Here is a 15,901-nt window from a genome sequence, read left to right as displayed (position 1 = left end):
GCCGTTGCACGCCACCTACAACAACGCAGGCAATCAGGGAGGAGAACAATCATGACGACCCCGAACATGATGCCGGTGCGGCGCGACATCCGTTTCGCGCTGCCGCCGGAACGCGCGAAGGACTGGCACGTGCAGGGCGTGCCGGTCACGCACTTCATGAACGCGCTGTCGCTGCTGTTCCCGGCCGGCGAACGCTTCTTCATGGATTCGGTGCGCAACTATCGCGACCGGATCGAGGATCCCGAACTGAAGAAGCAGGTACTCGGCTTCATCGGCCAGGAGGCGATGCACACGCGCGAGCACATCGAATACAACGACCTGCTGCAGTCGTCCGGCCTGCCCGCGCACAAGCTCGACAAGCGCCTGTGGACGATCCTCGGCTGGTTCAAGAAGGTGCTGCCGCATTCGATGCAGCTCGCGATCACGATCGCGCTCGAGCACTACACGGCGATCCTCGCGAACCAGTTGCTGTCGGGCCACGAGCACCGGATCGACGGCTCGGTCGAAGGCTACCAGCAGATGTGGATGTGGCATGCGATGGAGGAAACCGAGCACAAGGCCGTGTCGTACGACGTATGGACCACCGTGATGAAGCCGGGCCTCGGCAGCTACCTGCTGCGCACGGGCACGATGCTGACGACGACCGTGTTCTTCTGGACGATCGTGTTCGACTTCCACGTGCGTCTGATGCGCGCGCACCGTCGCGAACACGGCAAGTTCGGCGGCATGTGGCGGCTCGTGAAGTACCTGTACGGCCCGAAACACGGCGTGTTCCCGAGCATCGCGCGCGAATGGCTCGACTACTTCCGCCCCGGCTTCCACCCGTGGGACCACGACAACCACCAGTACCTGCAGGGGCTCGACACGCTGCTCGAGAACATCGACGCGACCAACGCGCGCTACGCCGCGCAAGCCGCCCCGCGCCGCGTGCCGCTGCACCCGGTTGCGCAGGCATGACGCCATGGCGCGCGCCCACGAGATGCTGACCGTCCAGTCCGGCGACGTAAAACTCGCCGTCTACGTGAGCGGGTCGCGTCGCGCCCCGCCGCTGATTCTCGTGCACGGCTACCCCGATTCGGCGGTCGTGTGGGCGCCGATCCGCGCGCGGCTCGCGAAGCGCTACCGCGTGATCGCGTACGACGTGCGCGGTGCCGGCGCGTCAGACGCGCCGCGCCGCCGCGCCGACTACACGCTCGAACGGCTCGCCGGCGACCTGAAAGCGGTAGCCGACGCGACCTGCGGCGGCCGGCCGTTCCATCTCGTCGGTCACGACTGGGGCTCGATCCAGTGCTGGGAGGCCGTGACCGACCCCGCGTTCCGCGGCCGGATCGCGTCGTACACGTCGATCTCGGGCCCATGCCTCGATCACGTGTTCCGCGCGAAGATGCGGCTCAAGCAGAGCCTGAAGTCGTGGTACATCGCGTTCTTCCACTTGCCGGTCGTGCCGTCGCTGGTGTGGCGGCTCGGCGGCGCGGCGCTGTGGCCGCGCTGGCTGCAGATCACCGAACGCGTGCGTGCCGAGCGCGATCCCGTGCAACTGAAGAATGCGCTGAACGGCATGCAGCTTTACCGTGCGAACTTCCTTGCGCGGGCGCGCAAACCGCGCGAACGGTATGCGCAGGCGCCGGTGCAGATCCTCGTGCCGGTGCGCGACCGCTACGTGACGCCCGAAATGTCGGTCGACCTCGACCGCTGGCTCGGCGACCACGTGCGCGAGGAAATCGACGGCAGCCACTGGGTCGTGCTGCGCCACCCCGACATCATCGCGTCGCGGATCGACCGCTTCGCGTCCGCGCAGGAGCGGCCGGCCGTCGCGAACGCCGCGGTTCAGCGGCCCGTCAGCGCCGGCAGGCGTCTGAACAGCGTCTCGTAGTCGATCACGAGCCCGTCTTCGTCGATGTCCATATCGGCGGTGAAATTCCGGAAGATGCCTTCGTAGCGGTAGCGCCGGCCCGGCTCGATGCACGCGTAAGCCTGCTTGACCGGCGTGACCTTCAGGTCCGGCGTCGAGATGTACGCGACGTCGATCGGCCGCCGCTCGCCGCGCGCGAGCCCGAGGCGGCCGATCGGCAGCGCGTTCGTGAACGGCGTCGCCGCGATGTCGATGTCGATGCAGCCGTCGAGTTCGGGCAGCGCACGGCCCGCGCCGTCGCGCCAGTGGCCTTCACCGTCGCCGCGCAGTTCGAGCGTGCCGCCGCCCATCACCTTCAACACCGCATACGTCACCCGCCAGTGTGCGTCGCACTCGACGCGATACGCGAGCCCGTACGCACGGCCGTACCGCTGGCCGACCACCGCGCTTTCGACGACGATCCCGCCGCCGCTCCGGTCGAACGCCAGATGTTCGACCCCGTCGCCTTCGAGCGACGCCCATCGCACTTCACGCATCGTTCCCCCTCCCGGTTTCCCCGCTGCGGGACACTGTCGCACGAATCCGCCGACGAAAACGCCGGCGGATGCCTGAATTCCCTCGCCACGAAACGTTCGCCCCGAAAAACGCCAATGCAACGCCCGCCAGGACATGGCCGGCCGCCCGCATTCCCCATTTCGGGGCAGCGCCGACAAATCCTGACTATCCAGAATTCCCTATTCCGGTGCATCGGATTGTGTCCTATGCTCGCGGCTCGTCCTGTTCCGCCGCCATCATGCCTACCGCCCGCTCCGCCTCGCCGTCGATCGACCTGCGCATTCTGCTGCGCGGCATCGGTCAGATCGTACTGCAGGCGAACGCGCTCACCGGCGCGCTGCTGCTGGCCGCGCTGGCGCTGACCGACCTGCGGCTGGCATGCGCGGCGCTGCTCGGCTCGGCCGCCGCCAGCATGACCGCCGTGCTGACGGGCGCCGAGCGCCACGACGTCGAACAGGGGCTGCACGGCTTCAACGGCGCGCTCGCCGCGCTGATCGCGGCGCTGTTCGCGCCCGCTTCCCTTGCAGCCGTCGCGCTGGCGCCGCTGGCCGCAATCGGCGCGGCGCTCGTGCAGCGCGCGATGCGCACGCCGCTCGCCCGCTGGCGCCAGTGCCCGTATTCGAGCCCGTGCCTCGCCGTCACCGCGCTGTGGCTGCCGTTTGTCGCACCGCAATACGCGGCCGATGCGACGGCCGGCGTGGCACTGACGCCGTCGTCCGTCACCGACGCATTGCTGTCGGGTGTTGCTCAGACCACCTTCGCGCAAGGCGCATGGGCCGGCGCGCTGATCGTCGCGGGCCTCGCCGTCGCGTCGCGCCGCGCGGCCGCGTTCGCGCTCGGCGGCGCGATCGTGTCGACCGTGCTGCTGCTCACGCTCGGCGCGAACGACGCGCTGTTCGCCGACGGCCTGCTCGGCTTCAACGGCGCGCTCGCCGCACTGGCGCTGATGTCGCGCGGTCCGCGCGCGGCCCTTGCAGCCGCCGCACTCGCCGCGCTGATCCAGTGGCTCGCGATGCGCGCCGGCATCCCCGTGTTCACGGCGCCGTTCGCCCTTGCATCGTGGGTGACCGTAGCCGTCGCGCGCCGCCTTACCTTCGGAGAACCCGATGTCGTCATTCGCACACCGTCCTGATGCCGTGAAACCCGGCAGCCCGATCTCGGACGCCGAACGCCGGCTGCGCGTCGACCTCGCCGCCGCCTACCGGCTCGTCGCGCTGAACGGCTGGGACGACCTGATCTACACGCATCTTTCCGCGACCGTGCCCGGCGAGCCCGGCCACTTCCTGATCAACCCGTTCGGCCTGACGTTCGACGAGGTCCGCGCATCGAACCTCGTGAAGATCGACCTGGCCGGCAACCGGATCGGCGCCGGCGAGCACGCGGTCAACGTGACGGGCTTCGCGCTGCACGCGGCCGTGCATGCCGCCCGCGCCGACGCCGTCTGCGTGATGCATCTGCACAATACGGCCGGCATCGCCGTATCGATCCAGCGCGACGGGCTGCTGCCCGCGTCGCAGCACGCGCTGCGCTTTCACGGCGACCTCGCGTACCACGACTACGAGGCACTCGCGTTTTCGCCGGCCGAAGGCGCGCGGCTGACCGCGAGCCTCGGCGCGAAATCCGCGATGCTGCTGCGCAACCACGGCACGCTGACGGTCGGCCGCACCGTCGCCGAAGCCTATGTGCTGATGGACACGCTGATCAAGGCCTGCGATATCCAGGTGCGCGCGCAGGCCGGCGGCGGGCCGCTCGTGCTGCCCGACCCGGCGGTGGCCGACCGCACCGCCGAACAACTGCGCGACGGCGGTGCGATCGAAGGCGAACTGGAATGGCCGGCGCTGCTGCGCCGGCTCGACCGGATCGATCCGTCGTATCGCGACTGACGCCGCATCCCTGGCCGCGATCGCGGCCGAACCCGACACACTCAACCGGAGCACTTGTCATGCCGACTTTCAATATCCAGCTCTTCGAAGGCCGCACCGTCGAACAGAAGCGCGAATTCGTCGAAGCAATCACGCGCGTCACCTGCGAGACGCTCGGCTGCGAGCCGGGCTCGGTCGACATCATCCTCACCGACGTGAAGAAGGAGAACTGGGCGACGGCCGGGAAGCTGTGGAGCGACGAGCGCTGAACGTCACAACCGGCGATGCTTGAACGCCCGCCTGCATCACACTGATTCATCACCTGCGGCGCCCGCCCGGCGGCGCTGCAGGCGGCTTCCTTCTCCGCCTCCCGATGTGCGCGCGCACATCGCATTGTCACGCGATCGGTGCATATAATGCGGCTCAGACGCAGCAGCCGATGGCCACCCGACGAGGAGACCGCCATGGAAGCGAAGCACGAGGAAGTCGTCGCACATCTGCTCTCGGACGTCGTCGAATTCGCGCGCGGGCGCCTGCCCGAAGCCACGTTCCGGATCGTCGAACCCTTCCTGCGTCATTACTACGATTTCGCCGATGCCGACGATCTGCAGAGCCGCAGCATCGCCGATCTCTACGGCGCCGCGATGGCGCACTGGCAAACCGCCCAGAAATTCGTGCCCGGCAGCGAACGGCTGCGCGTGTACAACCCGATCCTCGAACAGCACGGCTGGCATTCCGACCACACGGTCATCGAGATCGTCAACGACGACATGCCGTTCCTCGTCGATTCGGTGACGATGGCTGTCAACCGCCTCGGGCTCGCGCTGCATTCGGCACTGCACCCGGTGTTCCGCATCTGGCGCGGCGCCGACGGCGGCATCGAGCGCGTCGATGCGGGCGGCGCGACGCCCGGCGACGGCCAGTCGCAGCTCGCGTCGTTCATCCATTTCGAAGTCGATCGCTGCGGCGATGCCGCGCTGCTCAACACCTTGCGCAACGACATCGCGCACGTGCTCGGCGACGTGCGCGCATCGGTGGAAGACTGGCCGAAGATCGTCGACATCGCCCGCGCGACGATCAAGGAGATGAAGGCGCGCGAATCGACCGCGGAAGACATCGAGGCGCGCGCGTTCCTCGAATGGATGGCCGCCGACCACTTCACGTTCCTCGGCCAGCGCGACTACGCGCTCGTGTCCGACGGCACGGGCTTCGGGCTGCGCGGCATCGAGGGCACCGGCTTCGGCATCCTGCGCGAATCGCTGCGCACGTCCGGCGCCCCCGACGTCACGCCGCTGCCGCAGGCCGCCGCCGACATCATCACCGGCGCCTGGCCGATCTTCCTGACCAAGGCGAATTCGCGCGCGACCGTGCACCGGCCCGGCTATCTCGACTACGTGGGCGTGAAGCTCGTCGGCGCCGACGGCAAGGTCACCGGCGAGCGCCGCTTCATCGGGCTCTACACGTCGACCTCCTATTTCGGTTCGTATACCGAGATCCCGATCGTGCGCCGCAAGTGCGCGAACATCGTGCGGCGCGCTGGCTTCTTGCCGAAGGGGCATCTCGGCAAGTCGCTCGTGACGGTGCTCGAAACCTATCCGCGCGACGAACTGTTCCAGGCCGACGAAGACCAGCTCTACGACATCGCGCTCGGCATCCTGCGGCTGCAGGAACACCAGCGCACGCGCCTGTTCGTGCGGCGCGACCGCTTCGACCGCTTCGTGTCGTGCCTCGTGTTCGTGCCGCGCGACAAGTACAACACCGACCTGCGCCGGCGCATCGCGAAGCTGCTCGTCGATGCGTACAACGGCGTGACCGTCGAATTCACGCCGCTGCTGTCGGAATCGGCGATCGCGCGCATTCATTTCGTCGTGCATGCGGAACCGGGCACGATGCCCGACGTCGACACGCGCGAGCTCGAAACGCGGCTCGTGCAGGTCACGCGCCGCTGGCAGGACGATCTCGCCGACGCGCTGCTCGACGCCTTCGGCGAAGAGCAAGGCAACCGGCTGCTGCAGCGCTATGCCGATTCGTTCCCGGCCGGCTACCGCGACGACTATCCGGCGCGCACGGCCGTGCGCGACATCGAGCTGATCGAGCGGGTGAAGGATTCGGGGCAGCTCGCGATGAACCTGTACCGGCCGATCGAGGCGGAAGCGCGTGCGTTCCGCTTCAAGGTCTATCGCGCGGGCGACCCGATCGCGCTGTCGCGCAGCCTGCCGATGCTCGAGCATCTCGGCGTGCGCGTGGACGAGGAGCGGCCGTACCGGATCCAGACACAGGACGCCGCGCATGCGTGGGTGCACGACTTCGGCCTCGAGCTCGCGGACGACACCGAATTCGACATCGAGCGCGTGAAAGGCCTGTTCGAGGATGCATTCGACCAGATCTGGAGCGGCCGGATCGAGAACGACGACTTCAACCGCCTCGTGCTGCGCGCCCATCTGAGTGCGCGCGAAGTGACGATCCTGCGCGCGTATGCGAAGTATCTGCGGCAAGTCGGCTCGACCTTCAGCGACGCGTATATCGAGCGCGCGCTGACCGGCAACCCGGCGATCGCACGGCAGCTCGTCGAGCTGTTCCTGCTGCGCTTCGACCCGGCCACCGGCGACACGCGCGACGTGCAGGCCGAGCGGCTGCTGAAGGCGATCGAAGGCGCGCTCGACCAGGTGCCGAACCTCGACGAAGACCGCATCCTGCGGCAGTTCCTCGGCGTGATCAACGCAACCGAGCGCACGAACTACTTCCTCGTCGACGCAAACGGCGAATCGAAACCGTACCTGTCGTTCAAGTTCAATCCGGCGAAGGTGCCCGGGCTGCCCGAGCCGAAGCCGATGTTCGAGATCTGGGTGTATTCGCCGCGCGTCGAGGGCGTGCACCTGCGCGGCGGGCGCGTCGCGCGCGGCGGCCTGCGCTGGTCGGATCGCCGCGAGGATTTCCGCACCGAAGTGCTCGGGCTGATGAAGGCGCAGATGGTGAAGAACGTCGTGATCGTGCCGGTCGGCTCGAAAGGCGGCTTCGTCGTGAAGAACCCGCCGCCGCCGAGCGATCGCGAAGCGTGGATGCGCGAAGGCATCGCGTGTTACCAGACCTTCCTGCGCGGCCTGCTCGACCTGACCGACAACCTGGCCGGCAACGCGATCGTGCCGCCGCCCGACGTGGTGCGGCACGACCCCGACGATCCGTACCTGGTGGTCGCCGCCGACAAGGGCACGGCCACCTTCTCCGACTACGCGAACGCGATCTCGCACGAATACGGCTTCTGGCTCGACGACGCGTTCGCGTCCGGCGGCTCGGTCGGCTACGACCACAAGAAGATGGCGATCACCGCGCGCGGCGCGTGGGAATCGGTCAAGCGCCACTTCCGCGAGATGGGCATCGATACGCAGACGACCGACTTCACGGTAGTCGGCGTCGGCGACATGTCGGGCGACGTGTTCGGCAACGGGATGCTGCTGTCGCCGCATATCCGGCTCGTCGCCGCGTTCGATCACCGGCACGTGTTCCTCGACCCGAACCCCGATCCCGCGACGAGCTTCGCGGAGCGCGCACGCATGTTCGCGCTCGAACGCTCGAGCTGGGCCGACTACGATCCGGCCGCGATCTCGGCGGGCGGCGGCGTCTATCCGCGCACCGCGAAGACGATCCCGCTGTCGCCCGCCGTGCAGGCCGCGCTCGGCATCGACGCGCACGCGCTGCCGCCGGCCGAGCTGATCCGAGCGATCCTGCAGGCGCCGGTCGACCTGCTGTACAACGGCGGCATCGGCACCTACGTGAAGGCGGCGCGCGAAACCCACCTGCAAGTGGGCGACCGCGCGAACGACGCGGTGCGCGTGAACGGCGCGGACCTGCGCTGCAAGGTCGTCGGCGAAGGCGGCAACCTCGGCTGCACGCAATTTGGCCGGATCGAGTTCGCGCAGCGCGGCGGCCGCATCAACACCGACGCGATCGACAACTCGGCCGGCGTCGATTGTTCGGATCACGAAGTCAACATCAAGATCCTGCTCGGGCTCGTCGTGTCCGACGGCGAGATGACCGGGAAGCAGCGCAACGCCCTGCTCGCTGAGATGACCGACGAAGTCGGGCTGCTCGTGCTGCGCGACAACTACTACCAGACGCAGGCGCTGTCGATCGCCGGCCGTTATGCGGTCGAGCTGCTCGATGCCGAGGCGCGCCTGATGCGCTGGCTCGAACGCGCGGGCCGCCTGAACCGCGTGATCGAATTCCTGCCGACCGACGACGAAGTCGCCGAACGGCAAGCCGCGAAGCTCGGCCTCACGTCGCCGGAACGCGCGGTGCTGCTCGCGTACAGCAAGATGTGGCTGTACGACGCGCTGCTCGAATCCGACGTGCCCGAGGATCCGCTGGTTGCCGCGATGCTCGTCGACTACTTCCCCAAGCCGCTGCAGCAGCGCTTCAGCGAACCGATGCGCCGCCATCCGCTGCGCCGCGAGATCCTCGCGACGCATCTGACCAACGCGCTCGTGAACCGCGTCGGCTGCGCATTCGTGCACCGGCTGATGGAGGAAACCGACGCGAAGCCCGGCGACATCGTGCGGGCCTGCATCATGGCGCGCGACGTGTTCGACCTCGATGCGGTATGGCGCGACATCGATGCGCTCGACAACCGCGTCGCCGACGACGTGCAGGCGCGCATGTTCGTCGACGTCGCGCGACTGCTGGAACGCGCGGCGCTGTGGTTCCTGCGGCATCTGCAATCCGGCGCGGTGGCCGACGGCGGCGTCGCCGAGCTGATCGCGCGCTGCCGCGACGCGGCCGAGCGGCTTGCGCCGCAACTGCCGTCGCTGTTGCCGGCCGACGATCTCGAAGCGCTGTCCGAGCGGCAGCGCGTGCTGGTGGAAGCCGGCGTCGACAGCGCGCTCGCGGTGCGCGTCGCGAGCGGCGACATCTCGGCCGCGCTGCTCGACATCGCCGAAGTGGCCGCGGCCAGCAACCGCAGCCTCGAACTCGTCGCGGGCGTGTATTTCTCGCTCGGCACGCTGCTCAATTACAGCTGGATCGGCGAGCGCGCGGCGACGCTGCCGACCCCGACGCACTGGGACATGCTGGCGCGCGCGGCCGCGCTCGCGGAAGTCGCGCGCCTCAAGCGCACGCTCGCGGCGAGCGCGCTTGCGGAATCGCCGGATTCGACCACGCCCGAGACGATCGTCGGCGCGTGGCGCGCGCGCCGCGAAACCGCGCTCGCACGCTACGAGCACCTGCTCGCCGACTTGCGCGCGTCCGGCGGCGCGAGCCTCGCGGTGCTGCTCGTGGTCGTGCGGGAAATGGCCGTGCTCGAACGCGCATGACGAGGCTGGCCGGTTCCGCGTGACCGGAACCGGCGCGCTGCCGGCATGCTTGCGTACGCGCGAGGCTAGACCGTCGCGACCAGCAGTTCCTCCGCGTTGTTCGGCGGCCTGAGTCCGTCAGCGCGATCCGCGAAATAGCGGCGCGTCAGTTCGGCAGCCGAAACGTGCTCGGTCTTCGTGAAGCCGGCCTCCCGCGCGAGCGCCTGCATCTGTGCCGGCATGAAGAAGCTGATGAACGGCGTGCCGCTTGCGCGCGCGCCCTTCGCGGCCATTTCCAGCCCCGGGCGCACGTCCGGATCCGCATGTTCCAGCGGCAGCAGGAACGTCATCGCGAGCGTCGAACCCGGCGCGAGCGAGGCGACTTCGCGCAACGCGGCCGCGTTCGCCTCAAGCGTCAGGTACATGCTGACGCCGGTGGACACGACGACCGCCGGCTTGCCGGCATCGAAGCCCGCACCGACGAGCGCCGCGCGCCACGATTGTTTCGCCTCGAAATCGACCGGCACGAAACGCAGCCAGTCGGGCACGCCGAAGCCCAGCTCGACGAGGCGCCGTTGCTTCCAGCGCTGCGGCGCCGGCTGGTCGACCTCGAAGACGGTCACACGCGACGCCATGTCGGGCCGACGCTGCACGAAGCTGTCGAGCCCTGCGCCGAGGATCACGTACTGGCTCACGCCGCGCGCGGCCTGCTCCACCACGAGCTCCTCGATGAAGCGCGCCCGCGCGACGATCGACGCGCGAAACGGCCGCGTGAACTGCGGATCCATGTCACCGCGCTGCTGCCAGCCGGGTTCCGGTGCGAGCAATTGCCGTCCGACTTCGTCGGCGAGCACATGCGGCGGCGCATCGAGTTCGACGTGCAGCGCACGCCACAGCGCGACGCGCGCGGCGGTGCTGTCGGGGGCGCTTTCGCGGGGTTCGGTCATGTCGGCCTCACGCACCCTGCTGCCCTGGTGCCTGCAGGCGCCACACGCGACCGTCCGGATCGCGTACGGTCATGTCGCGCGTGCCCCAGTGCGTATCCTCGAACGGCGTGACGACGTCGACGATCGGCTGCGGCTGCACCGCCTGTTCGTTCGGCACCTTGAGCACGACCTGCATGTCCGGCGTTTCGCCCGGCGGCACTTCGGCGATGAACAGGAAGGGGCCGTCGCCATGACGCAGCTGGCCCGAGTTGTGATCGGTTTCGAACTCCAGCGTAAAGCCCAGCGCCTGGAAAAACTTCGCCGACTTGCCCCAGTTGTGCGTCGTCAGGTACACGGCTTCGATTCGCTCGGATGACATGTCACTCCTCCTCGATGGACGGCCCCGCGCCCGGCTGCGGCGCGGCCAGGTACGCGCGCAATGCATCGGCCACCAGCGCGGACAGCGATTGCTCCGTTTCGATGGCGCGATGCTTGACCTGCCGGATCAGGCTCAGCGGCAGGTACACGTTGAATTGCTTCACTTCTTCGTCGGTCATGGGAGCTAGTATGCTAGCAATCTAGTAAAAATCAAGTGCGGATGCAGCCCATTTGCGCGAGCCGCGATCAGGTATCGTGAGCCCGCGCTAGGCCGCAGCGCGCGCCGCCAGCCGCGCGAACAGCGCGTCGAGATCGAATCCCGTCGTATCGATGCCGATCGTGTCGCGCAGGCACGCGGCCCATGCGGCCGCATCGTCGAACGTGACGGAGTGCCCGGCGCCCGCCGCATCGCGGATCGTCAGCGTGGTGTTGCGCAGCGCAGCGCGGCCGTCCGGCAGCACGCGGCATGCGATCAGGTTGTGCAGGAAGATCGATTCGGGATACGTCGAAGTAAACCAGTTCGCAGCGTCGTAATCGATCCATTCGACCCGCTTCGGCTGGAAGCGGTAGGTGGTCTGCCAGCCGTCGGGCGTCTCGATCTGCATCTCGAATTCACCGTCGACCGGCGCGGCGACGACGCGGAACGCGCCGTGCGGCGTCAATTGCCGCTCGTCCGGCACGAAACGTAGCGGCGCGGTCAGCGTGGCGCTGCCGAAGCCGATGTCGGCGAGCCAGGCCGCGCCGTCGAGATCGATGCGCAGCAGCATGTGCGTATGCGCGGTGGCGACTTCCGGCGGCTGCATCCAGCGCACGCGCGCGATCATCGGCGTCACGCGAAAGCCGATCGTCGTGAGCGCGGTGTAGAACAGCTTGTTGAGTTCGAAGCAGTAGCCGCCGCGGCGGCGTTCGATCACCTTGTCGACGATCGCGGGCAGGTCGAGCGCGACGCGCGCGCCGGTCAGCGGATTGAGGTTTTCGAACGGAATCGCTTGCGGGTGCAGCAGGTGCAGCCGACGCAGCACGTCGAGCGTCGGCTCGACCGGGCCGTCGTAGCCGATGCGGGAGAAATAGCGCGAGAGGTCGAACGAGTCAGTCATGAACCTGCACCGAAAAAGGGACACGCCACGATAACATCGCGCGAAATCCCCATGTTGTGCGGGGCGATCTTCGTCGTCGTGCGCGATGCCGGCACAGCATCGCGCGGCCCCGCGCAACGTTACGGCAGCAGCTTCAGCGCGGACGACGCGACCGACGGCACCGAAATGCCCTGGCTCGTCGCGAACTGCACGGCCTGGCTGAGCGTCGCCGCGAGCGACTGCAGCTGGCCCGGCGCACTTTGCGCGATATATGACGCAGCCTGCATGTTCTGCGGATTCAGGCCCGACTGCAACAGCGACGCCGCGCTCGTCGAGCCGAGATTGCCGAGCCCCGACTGCAGCTGCGAATACTGCGTGAGCCCCTGCCCGAGCGATGCGAGGCCATTGCTGAACGCCTGCTTGTCGATCGGCCCGTGCGTGGCGCCGCCGCTCGCGAACGCCTGGCCGAGCGCCTGCGACACCGATTGCTGCGCGCCGCCCATCTGCGACAGCGCGGCGGGCGTCAGCGCATCGCCGCCGGCCAGCTGGCTCGCGGCCTGCTGCGCCTGCCCGGCCGCGCCGGTCAGGCCCATCGCCGACGCGAGCGAAGATTGGCCGGTCAGCACCTGCTGGTTCGCGCCGACGTAAGCCTGCAGCAATTGGGAAACGCCGCCCTGCGCGGGCGCCGCCTGCTGCCCGCCGCCGAGCAGCGACGCGCCGAGCGACTGCAGGTCGAGCTGCGCGTGCGCGGCGCCGCTTGCCAGGATGCCGAACGCGATGCCTGCCGAGGCCAGGTACCGGCCCGTCGTGCGAATGTGTTTCATGTGTGTTCCTCGTGCCGGAATGATCGAGGCCGATATTGTCGAAGCGCGCCGCGCGCCGCCGCAACGACTGAAACACATCGAAACGAAATCATGAGACGCGAAGGCTTGTAATTCCGCGGCCGGCGTACGCGCTCGAGCGGATTCATCCAGGTATGCCACGCGATATCACGCGTGTCCCGACATTCGTTCTCGAGCCGCATCAATGGCGGCGAATGGCGGCGTCCGCACGGTGACGCGGCCGGTGGCCTGCAGCCGTCGCACGTCTTGAACCGCACGTCGGATTCAACATCGACCGGCGGCATGTGACGCGGAACGTGCCGGACCGCGTCAATCACATGACGCCACACCGTCGCGCAAATGCGCCCGTGCCGGGATCCGGCGTGACGCGCGCCGAAGAACAGCACGGCGCGGCGTGACGCAGAACGTTCCGTGCCGCGTCATTGGCATGACTTCATGCCGTCGCGCAACGCGCCCGCGCCACGGGCTCGGCGTGACATGCCCCGGCAACACGTTCGGAAACAAAAGCAAAACGAGCGGCTTGCCGCCGCCCGCTTGGCCCCCCCTCCGCAACCGGCTATCGCCCGGCCGCCGCGTCACCCCGCCATCCACGCCGGCAGCCGCCCGTCCACCCAGCCGGCCGCCTGCTCGTAGCCGCGCGCGAGCTGCAACACGGCGAGATCGCCGCGCGGGCGCCCGATCAGTTGCATCCCCATCGGCAGCCCCGCGTCGTTGAAGCCGACCGGCACACTGATCACCGGGCAGCCGGCCAGCGTCCACGGCACGACCGTTTCCATCCAGCGGTGGTAGGTATCCATCGCACGGCCCGCGATCTCCGTCGGCCAGCGCTGGTCGACGTCGAACGGGAACACCTGCGCGGTCGGCGCCGCGATGAAGTCGTAGCGGTCGAAGAAGCTCAGCACGGCCTGATGCCACGCGGTGCGCTCGACGCTCGCCTCGAACACGGCCGCGCCCTGCATCGCGAGCAGCCCTTCGACCTCGTAGATCGCCTCGGGCTTCAGCAACGCGCGCCGCGCCGGGTCGCGATAGTGCGCCAGCAGCCCGCCGCCGGACAACAAGTGCCGGTGTGCGAGCCAAAGGCGCCAGATCCGGTCGGGCGCGAACGCCGGCAGTGCGGCATCGACGTCGCAGCCGATCTCGCGCAGCGTCGCCAGCCCCTGCTCGCACAGCGCGAGCACGCCGGCCTCGGTCGCGAGATAGCCGTTCCAGTCGCCGACCCACGCGATGCGCTTGCCGCGCAGGTCGGTGTCGAGCGGCTGCGCGAACACGGCCGGATCCTCCGCGAGCGACAGCGGATCGTTGCGGTCGTAGCCGGCCTGGATCGCGAGCAGCTGCGCGACGTCGCCGACCGTGCGGCCCATCGGCCCTTCGATGCCGAGCTGCTGCACGAACACGTCGACGCCCGGCCAGCGCGGCACGCGGCCCTGCGACGGGCGGAAGCCGTAGATGTTGCAGAACGCGGCCGGATTGCGCAGCGAACCACCGAAATCGCTGCCGTCCGCGACCGGCAGCATCCGCGACGCGAGCGCCGCCGCCGTGCCGCCGCTGCTGCCGCCCGCGCTTTTCGTCAGGTCGTACGGGTTGCGCGTCGCGCCGTAGACTTCGTTGAACGTGTGCGAGCCGAGCCCGAATTCGGGCGTGTTGGTCTTGCCGATGAAGATCGCGCCGGCCGCGCGCATCCGCGCGACGCACACGGAATCGGCCTGCGGCACGTTTTCGCGGAAGATCGGCGAGCCGTAGGTCGTCCGCAGCCCCTTCGTCATCGCCAGGTCCTTCGGCGCCTGCGGCATCCCGTGCATCCAGCCGTGGTACTCGCCACGCGCCAGTGCGGCATCCTTTTCCGCGGCTTCGGCGAGCAGCGCGTCGCGATCGCGCAGCGCGACGATCGCGTTGACCGCGCCGTTCACGCGCTCGACGTGATCGAGATACGCGCGCATCGTCTCGACGCACGACACGGCCTTGCCGCGAATCGCCGACGCGAGTTCGCCGGCCGACAGGCGCACGATCGGGTCGACGGGGATGGAAGCGGGAGCGAGATGCTGCGGGGCGCCGTGCGGCATGCGGAGTCTCCTGGAATCGGAACGGGATGGCGGGTCGCATGGCGGCGGACGCCCCCCGAAACGGCCGGGCGGGGCCGCGCCGCGGCCGATGCACTACTCTACGCGACGCCGGATCGGCAACCTCCGATATTTTCCGCCGCGATTCATTGCGGTTCCGACTAAATCGGGGCGACAGGCCACGCTTCGCACGCGCCGCCCTCGCGGATGAAATCGTTTATGCGCATAAACTTAAATTTCTTATATTTCTATCAGGCGCATCAGGAGACGGCGCGCGTTAACGACATTTTTACGCGGTCGCCCGTTCTCTTTAGATCGTTCGTCCCGGCGGCACGCTACGCTGGAATCATCTCGTTTCCTGGACAACGTTCATGCTCAAGCTGCTGGTTCCGGTCGGCCACTCTCCCCGCTCGCTTCAGGCAGTTCGCCACGCGACATTCCTGTATCGCGAACGGTGCGCGTCGGAAATCGTGCTGATCAACGTTCAGGCGCCGCTCGAATCGACGCGGCTCGAGGCCTACCATCCGCTGTCGCGGCTGCGTTCGATCGAGGAGAGGTTCGCGTCCGCCGACCTGGCCATGGCCGAGCGGATCCTGCGGGAAGCCGGCGTCAAGTATAGCGTCGTGATGAAGGTCGGCCCGGTGGCCGATACGATCGCGGCCGTGGCGGCGGAGACGGGGTGCGACGAGATCGTGGTCGTCGCGCCGCGGCACGATCCGTTGCATGCGCTGATGTCGGTGTTCCGCCGCAGCGTGATGAGCCGGCTGGTGCGGATCTCGAACGTGCCGGTCACGGCCGTGCAATGACGGCGATGACGTGCGGCAACGCGACGGCGGCCGTTCGCTGACGGACCGCAGGTTTGCAGCGAGCGGTGCAACACCCGGGCGCGTTCAGCGTTACCGCCCACGCACGCACCGGCGTTCCCGCCGCGCTTACTTGATGACCTTGCGCCAGAACACGAAATAGGCGGCTGCCGAAGACGCAACGAGCAGGATGGCCCACATCGGGGCGAGGCTGATCAGGACGGAAGAGACGTTAAGCATTTGGATTCCTCACTATTTCGACAGC

At 68.3% G+C, this 15,901-nt stretch carries 14 protein-coding genes; 7 read left to right on the top strand and 7 right to left on the bottom strand.

The features are described from left to right. Window positions 1-51: 51 nt before the first annotated feature. A complete protein-coding gene (locus DPV74_RS12565) occupies window positions 52-957 on the top strand; it encodes a metal-dependent hydrolase (protein WP_021156859.1) in 906 nt (301 codons plus the stop codon). A gap of 4 nt (window positions 958-961) precedes the next feature. Further along, on the top strand, window positions 962-1,873 hold the full coding sequence (locus DPV74_RS12560) for an alpha/beta fold hydrolase (protein WP_119337291.1): 912 nt from the start codon (window positions 962-964) through the stop codon (window positions 1,871-1,873). Here DPV74_RS12560 and DPV74_RS12555 read toward each other — a convergent pair. Then, window positions 1,828-2,388 (bottom strand): putative glycolipid-binding domain-containing protein, encoded by a 561-nt coding sequence (locus tag DPV74_RS12555; RefSeq protein ID WP_060199229.1) that lies wholly within the window; start codon window positions 2,386-2,388, stop codon window positions 1,828-1,830. The two genes, DPV74_RS12560 and DPV74_RS12555, sit on opposite strands and share 46 nt — an antisense overlap. A gap of 257 nt (window positions 2,389-2,645) precedes the next feature. Here DPV74_RS12555 and DPV74_RS12550 point away from each other — a divergent pair, with 257 nt between their 5' ends. The 4 genes from DPV74_RS12550 (at window position 2,646) to DPV74_RS12535 (ending at window position 9,575) form a co-directional block, all read left to right on the top strand. Beyond that, window positions 2,646-3,539, top strand: coding sequence for an urea transporter (locus DPV74_RS12550; protein WP_060359629.1), 894 nt, complete (start codon window positions 2,646-2,648; stop codon window positions 3,537-3,539). After that, complete coding sequence (locus DPV74_RS12545) at window positions 3,514-4,290, top strand: class II aldolase/adducin family protein (RefSeq protein WP_060359630.1); 777 nt, start codon at window positions 3,514-3,516, stop codon at window positions 4,288-4,290. The genes DPV74_RS12550 and DPV74_RS12545 overlap by 26 nt, the downstream gene beginning before the upstream one ends. Window positions 4,291-4,349: 59 nt before the next feature. Next, window positions 4,350-4,538: a 4-oxalocrotonate tautomerase gene (locus DPV74_RS12540; protein WP_027789356.1), complete on the top strand. Its 189-nt coding sequence runs from the start codon at window positions 4,350-4,352 to the stop codon at window positions 4,536-4,538. Between the two features lie 195 nt (window positions 4,539-4,733). Next, complete coding sequence (locus DPV74_RS12535; protein ID WP_119337290.1) at window positions 4,734-9,575, top strand: NAD-glutamate dehydrogenase; 4,842 nt, start codon at window positions 4,734-4,736, stop codon at window positions 9,573-9,575. A 65-nt stretch (window positions 9,576-9,640) separates the two neighbouring features. Here the strand turns inward: DPV74_RS12535 and DPV74_RS12530 are convergent, their stop codons facing one another. From DPV74_RS12530 to DPV74_RS12505, 6 genes are all read right to left on the bottom strand, one after another. Continuing rightward, window positions 9,641-10,501 carry a class I SAM-dependent methyltransferase gene (locus tag DPV74_RS12530; protein WP_060313285.1) on the bottom strand — a complete coding sequence of 287 codons (861 nt, stop codon included), beginning with the start codon at window positions 10,499-10,501 and terminating at the stop codon, window positions 9,641-9,643. Between the two features lie 7 nt (window positions 10,502-10,508). After that, window positions 10,509-10,859: a glyoxalase/bleomycin resistance/extradiol dioxygenase family protein gene (locus tag DPV74_RS12525; RefSeq protein WP_021161489.1), complete on the bottom strand. Its 351-nt coding sequence runs from the start codon at window positions 10,857-10,859 to the stop codon at window positions 10,509-10,511. Window position 10,860: 1 nt separating this feature from the next. Beyond that, entirely contained in the window at window positions 10,861-11,037 is a 177-nt protein-coding gene (locus tag DPV74_RS12520; protein WP_021161490.1) for a ribbon-helix-helix protein, CopG family, read from the bottom strand. Between the two features lie 87 nt (window positions 11,038-11,124). Further along, window positions 11,125-11,955, bottom strand: coding sequence for an arylamine N-acetyltransferase (locus DPV74_RS12515; protein ID WP_119337289.1), 831 nt, complete (start codon window positions 11,953-11,955; stop codon window positions 11,125-11,127). Between the two features lie 119 nt (window positions 11,956-12,074). Further along, the gene (locus tag DPV74_RS12510) at window positions 12,075-12,758 is read right to left on the bottom strand and encodes a hypothetical protein (protein WP_119337288.1); all 684 of its coding nucleotides are present in this window, start codon (window positions 12,756-12,758) and stop codon (window positions 12,075-12,077) included. A 593-nt stretch (window positions 12,759-13,351) separates the two neighbouring features. Further along, complete coding sequence (locus DPV74_RS12505; protein WP_119337286.1) at window positions 13,352-14,836, bottom strand: amidase; 1,485 nt, start codon at window positions 14,834-14,836, stop codon at window positions 13,352-13,354. Between the two features lie 368 nt (window positions 14,837-15,204). Between DPV74_RS12505 and DPV74_RS12500 the strand changes: the two genes are divergently transcribed. Continuing rightward, complete coding sequence (locus DPV74_RS12500) at window positions 15,205-15,639, top strand: universal stress protein (RefSeq protein WP_027789364.1); 435 nt, start codon at window positions 15,205-15,207, stop codon at window positions 15,637-15,639. Window positions 15,640-15,901 lie beyond the last annotated feature (262 nt).

Source organism: Burkholderia sp. HAN2018, from assembly GCF_024704855.1.
GTDB classification, from domain to species: Bacteria; Pseudomonadota; Gammaproteobacteria; order Burkholderiales; family Burkholderiaceae; genus Burkholderia; species Burkholderia cepacia.
The sequence above is the reverse complement of the archived record's forward strand: the minus strand, read 5'-3'. Positions and strand labels throughout refer to the sequence as shown.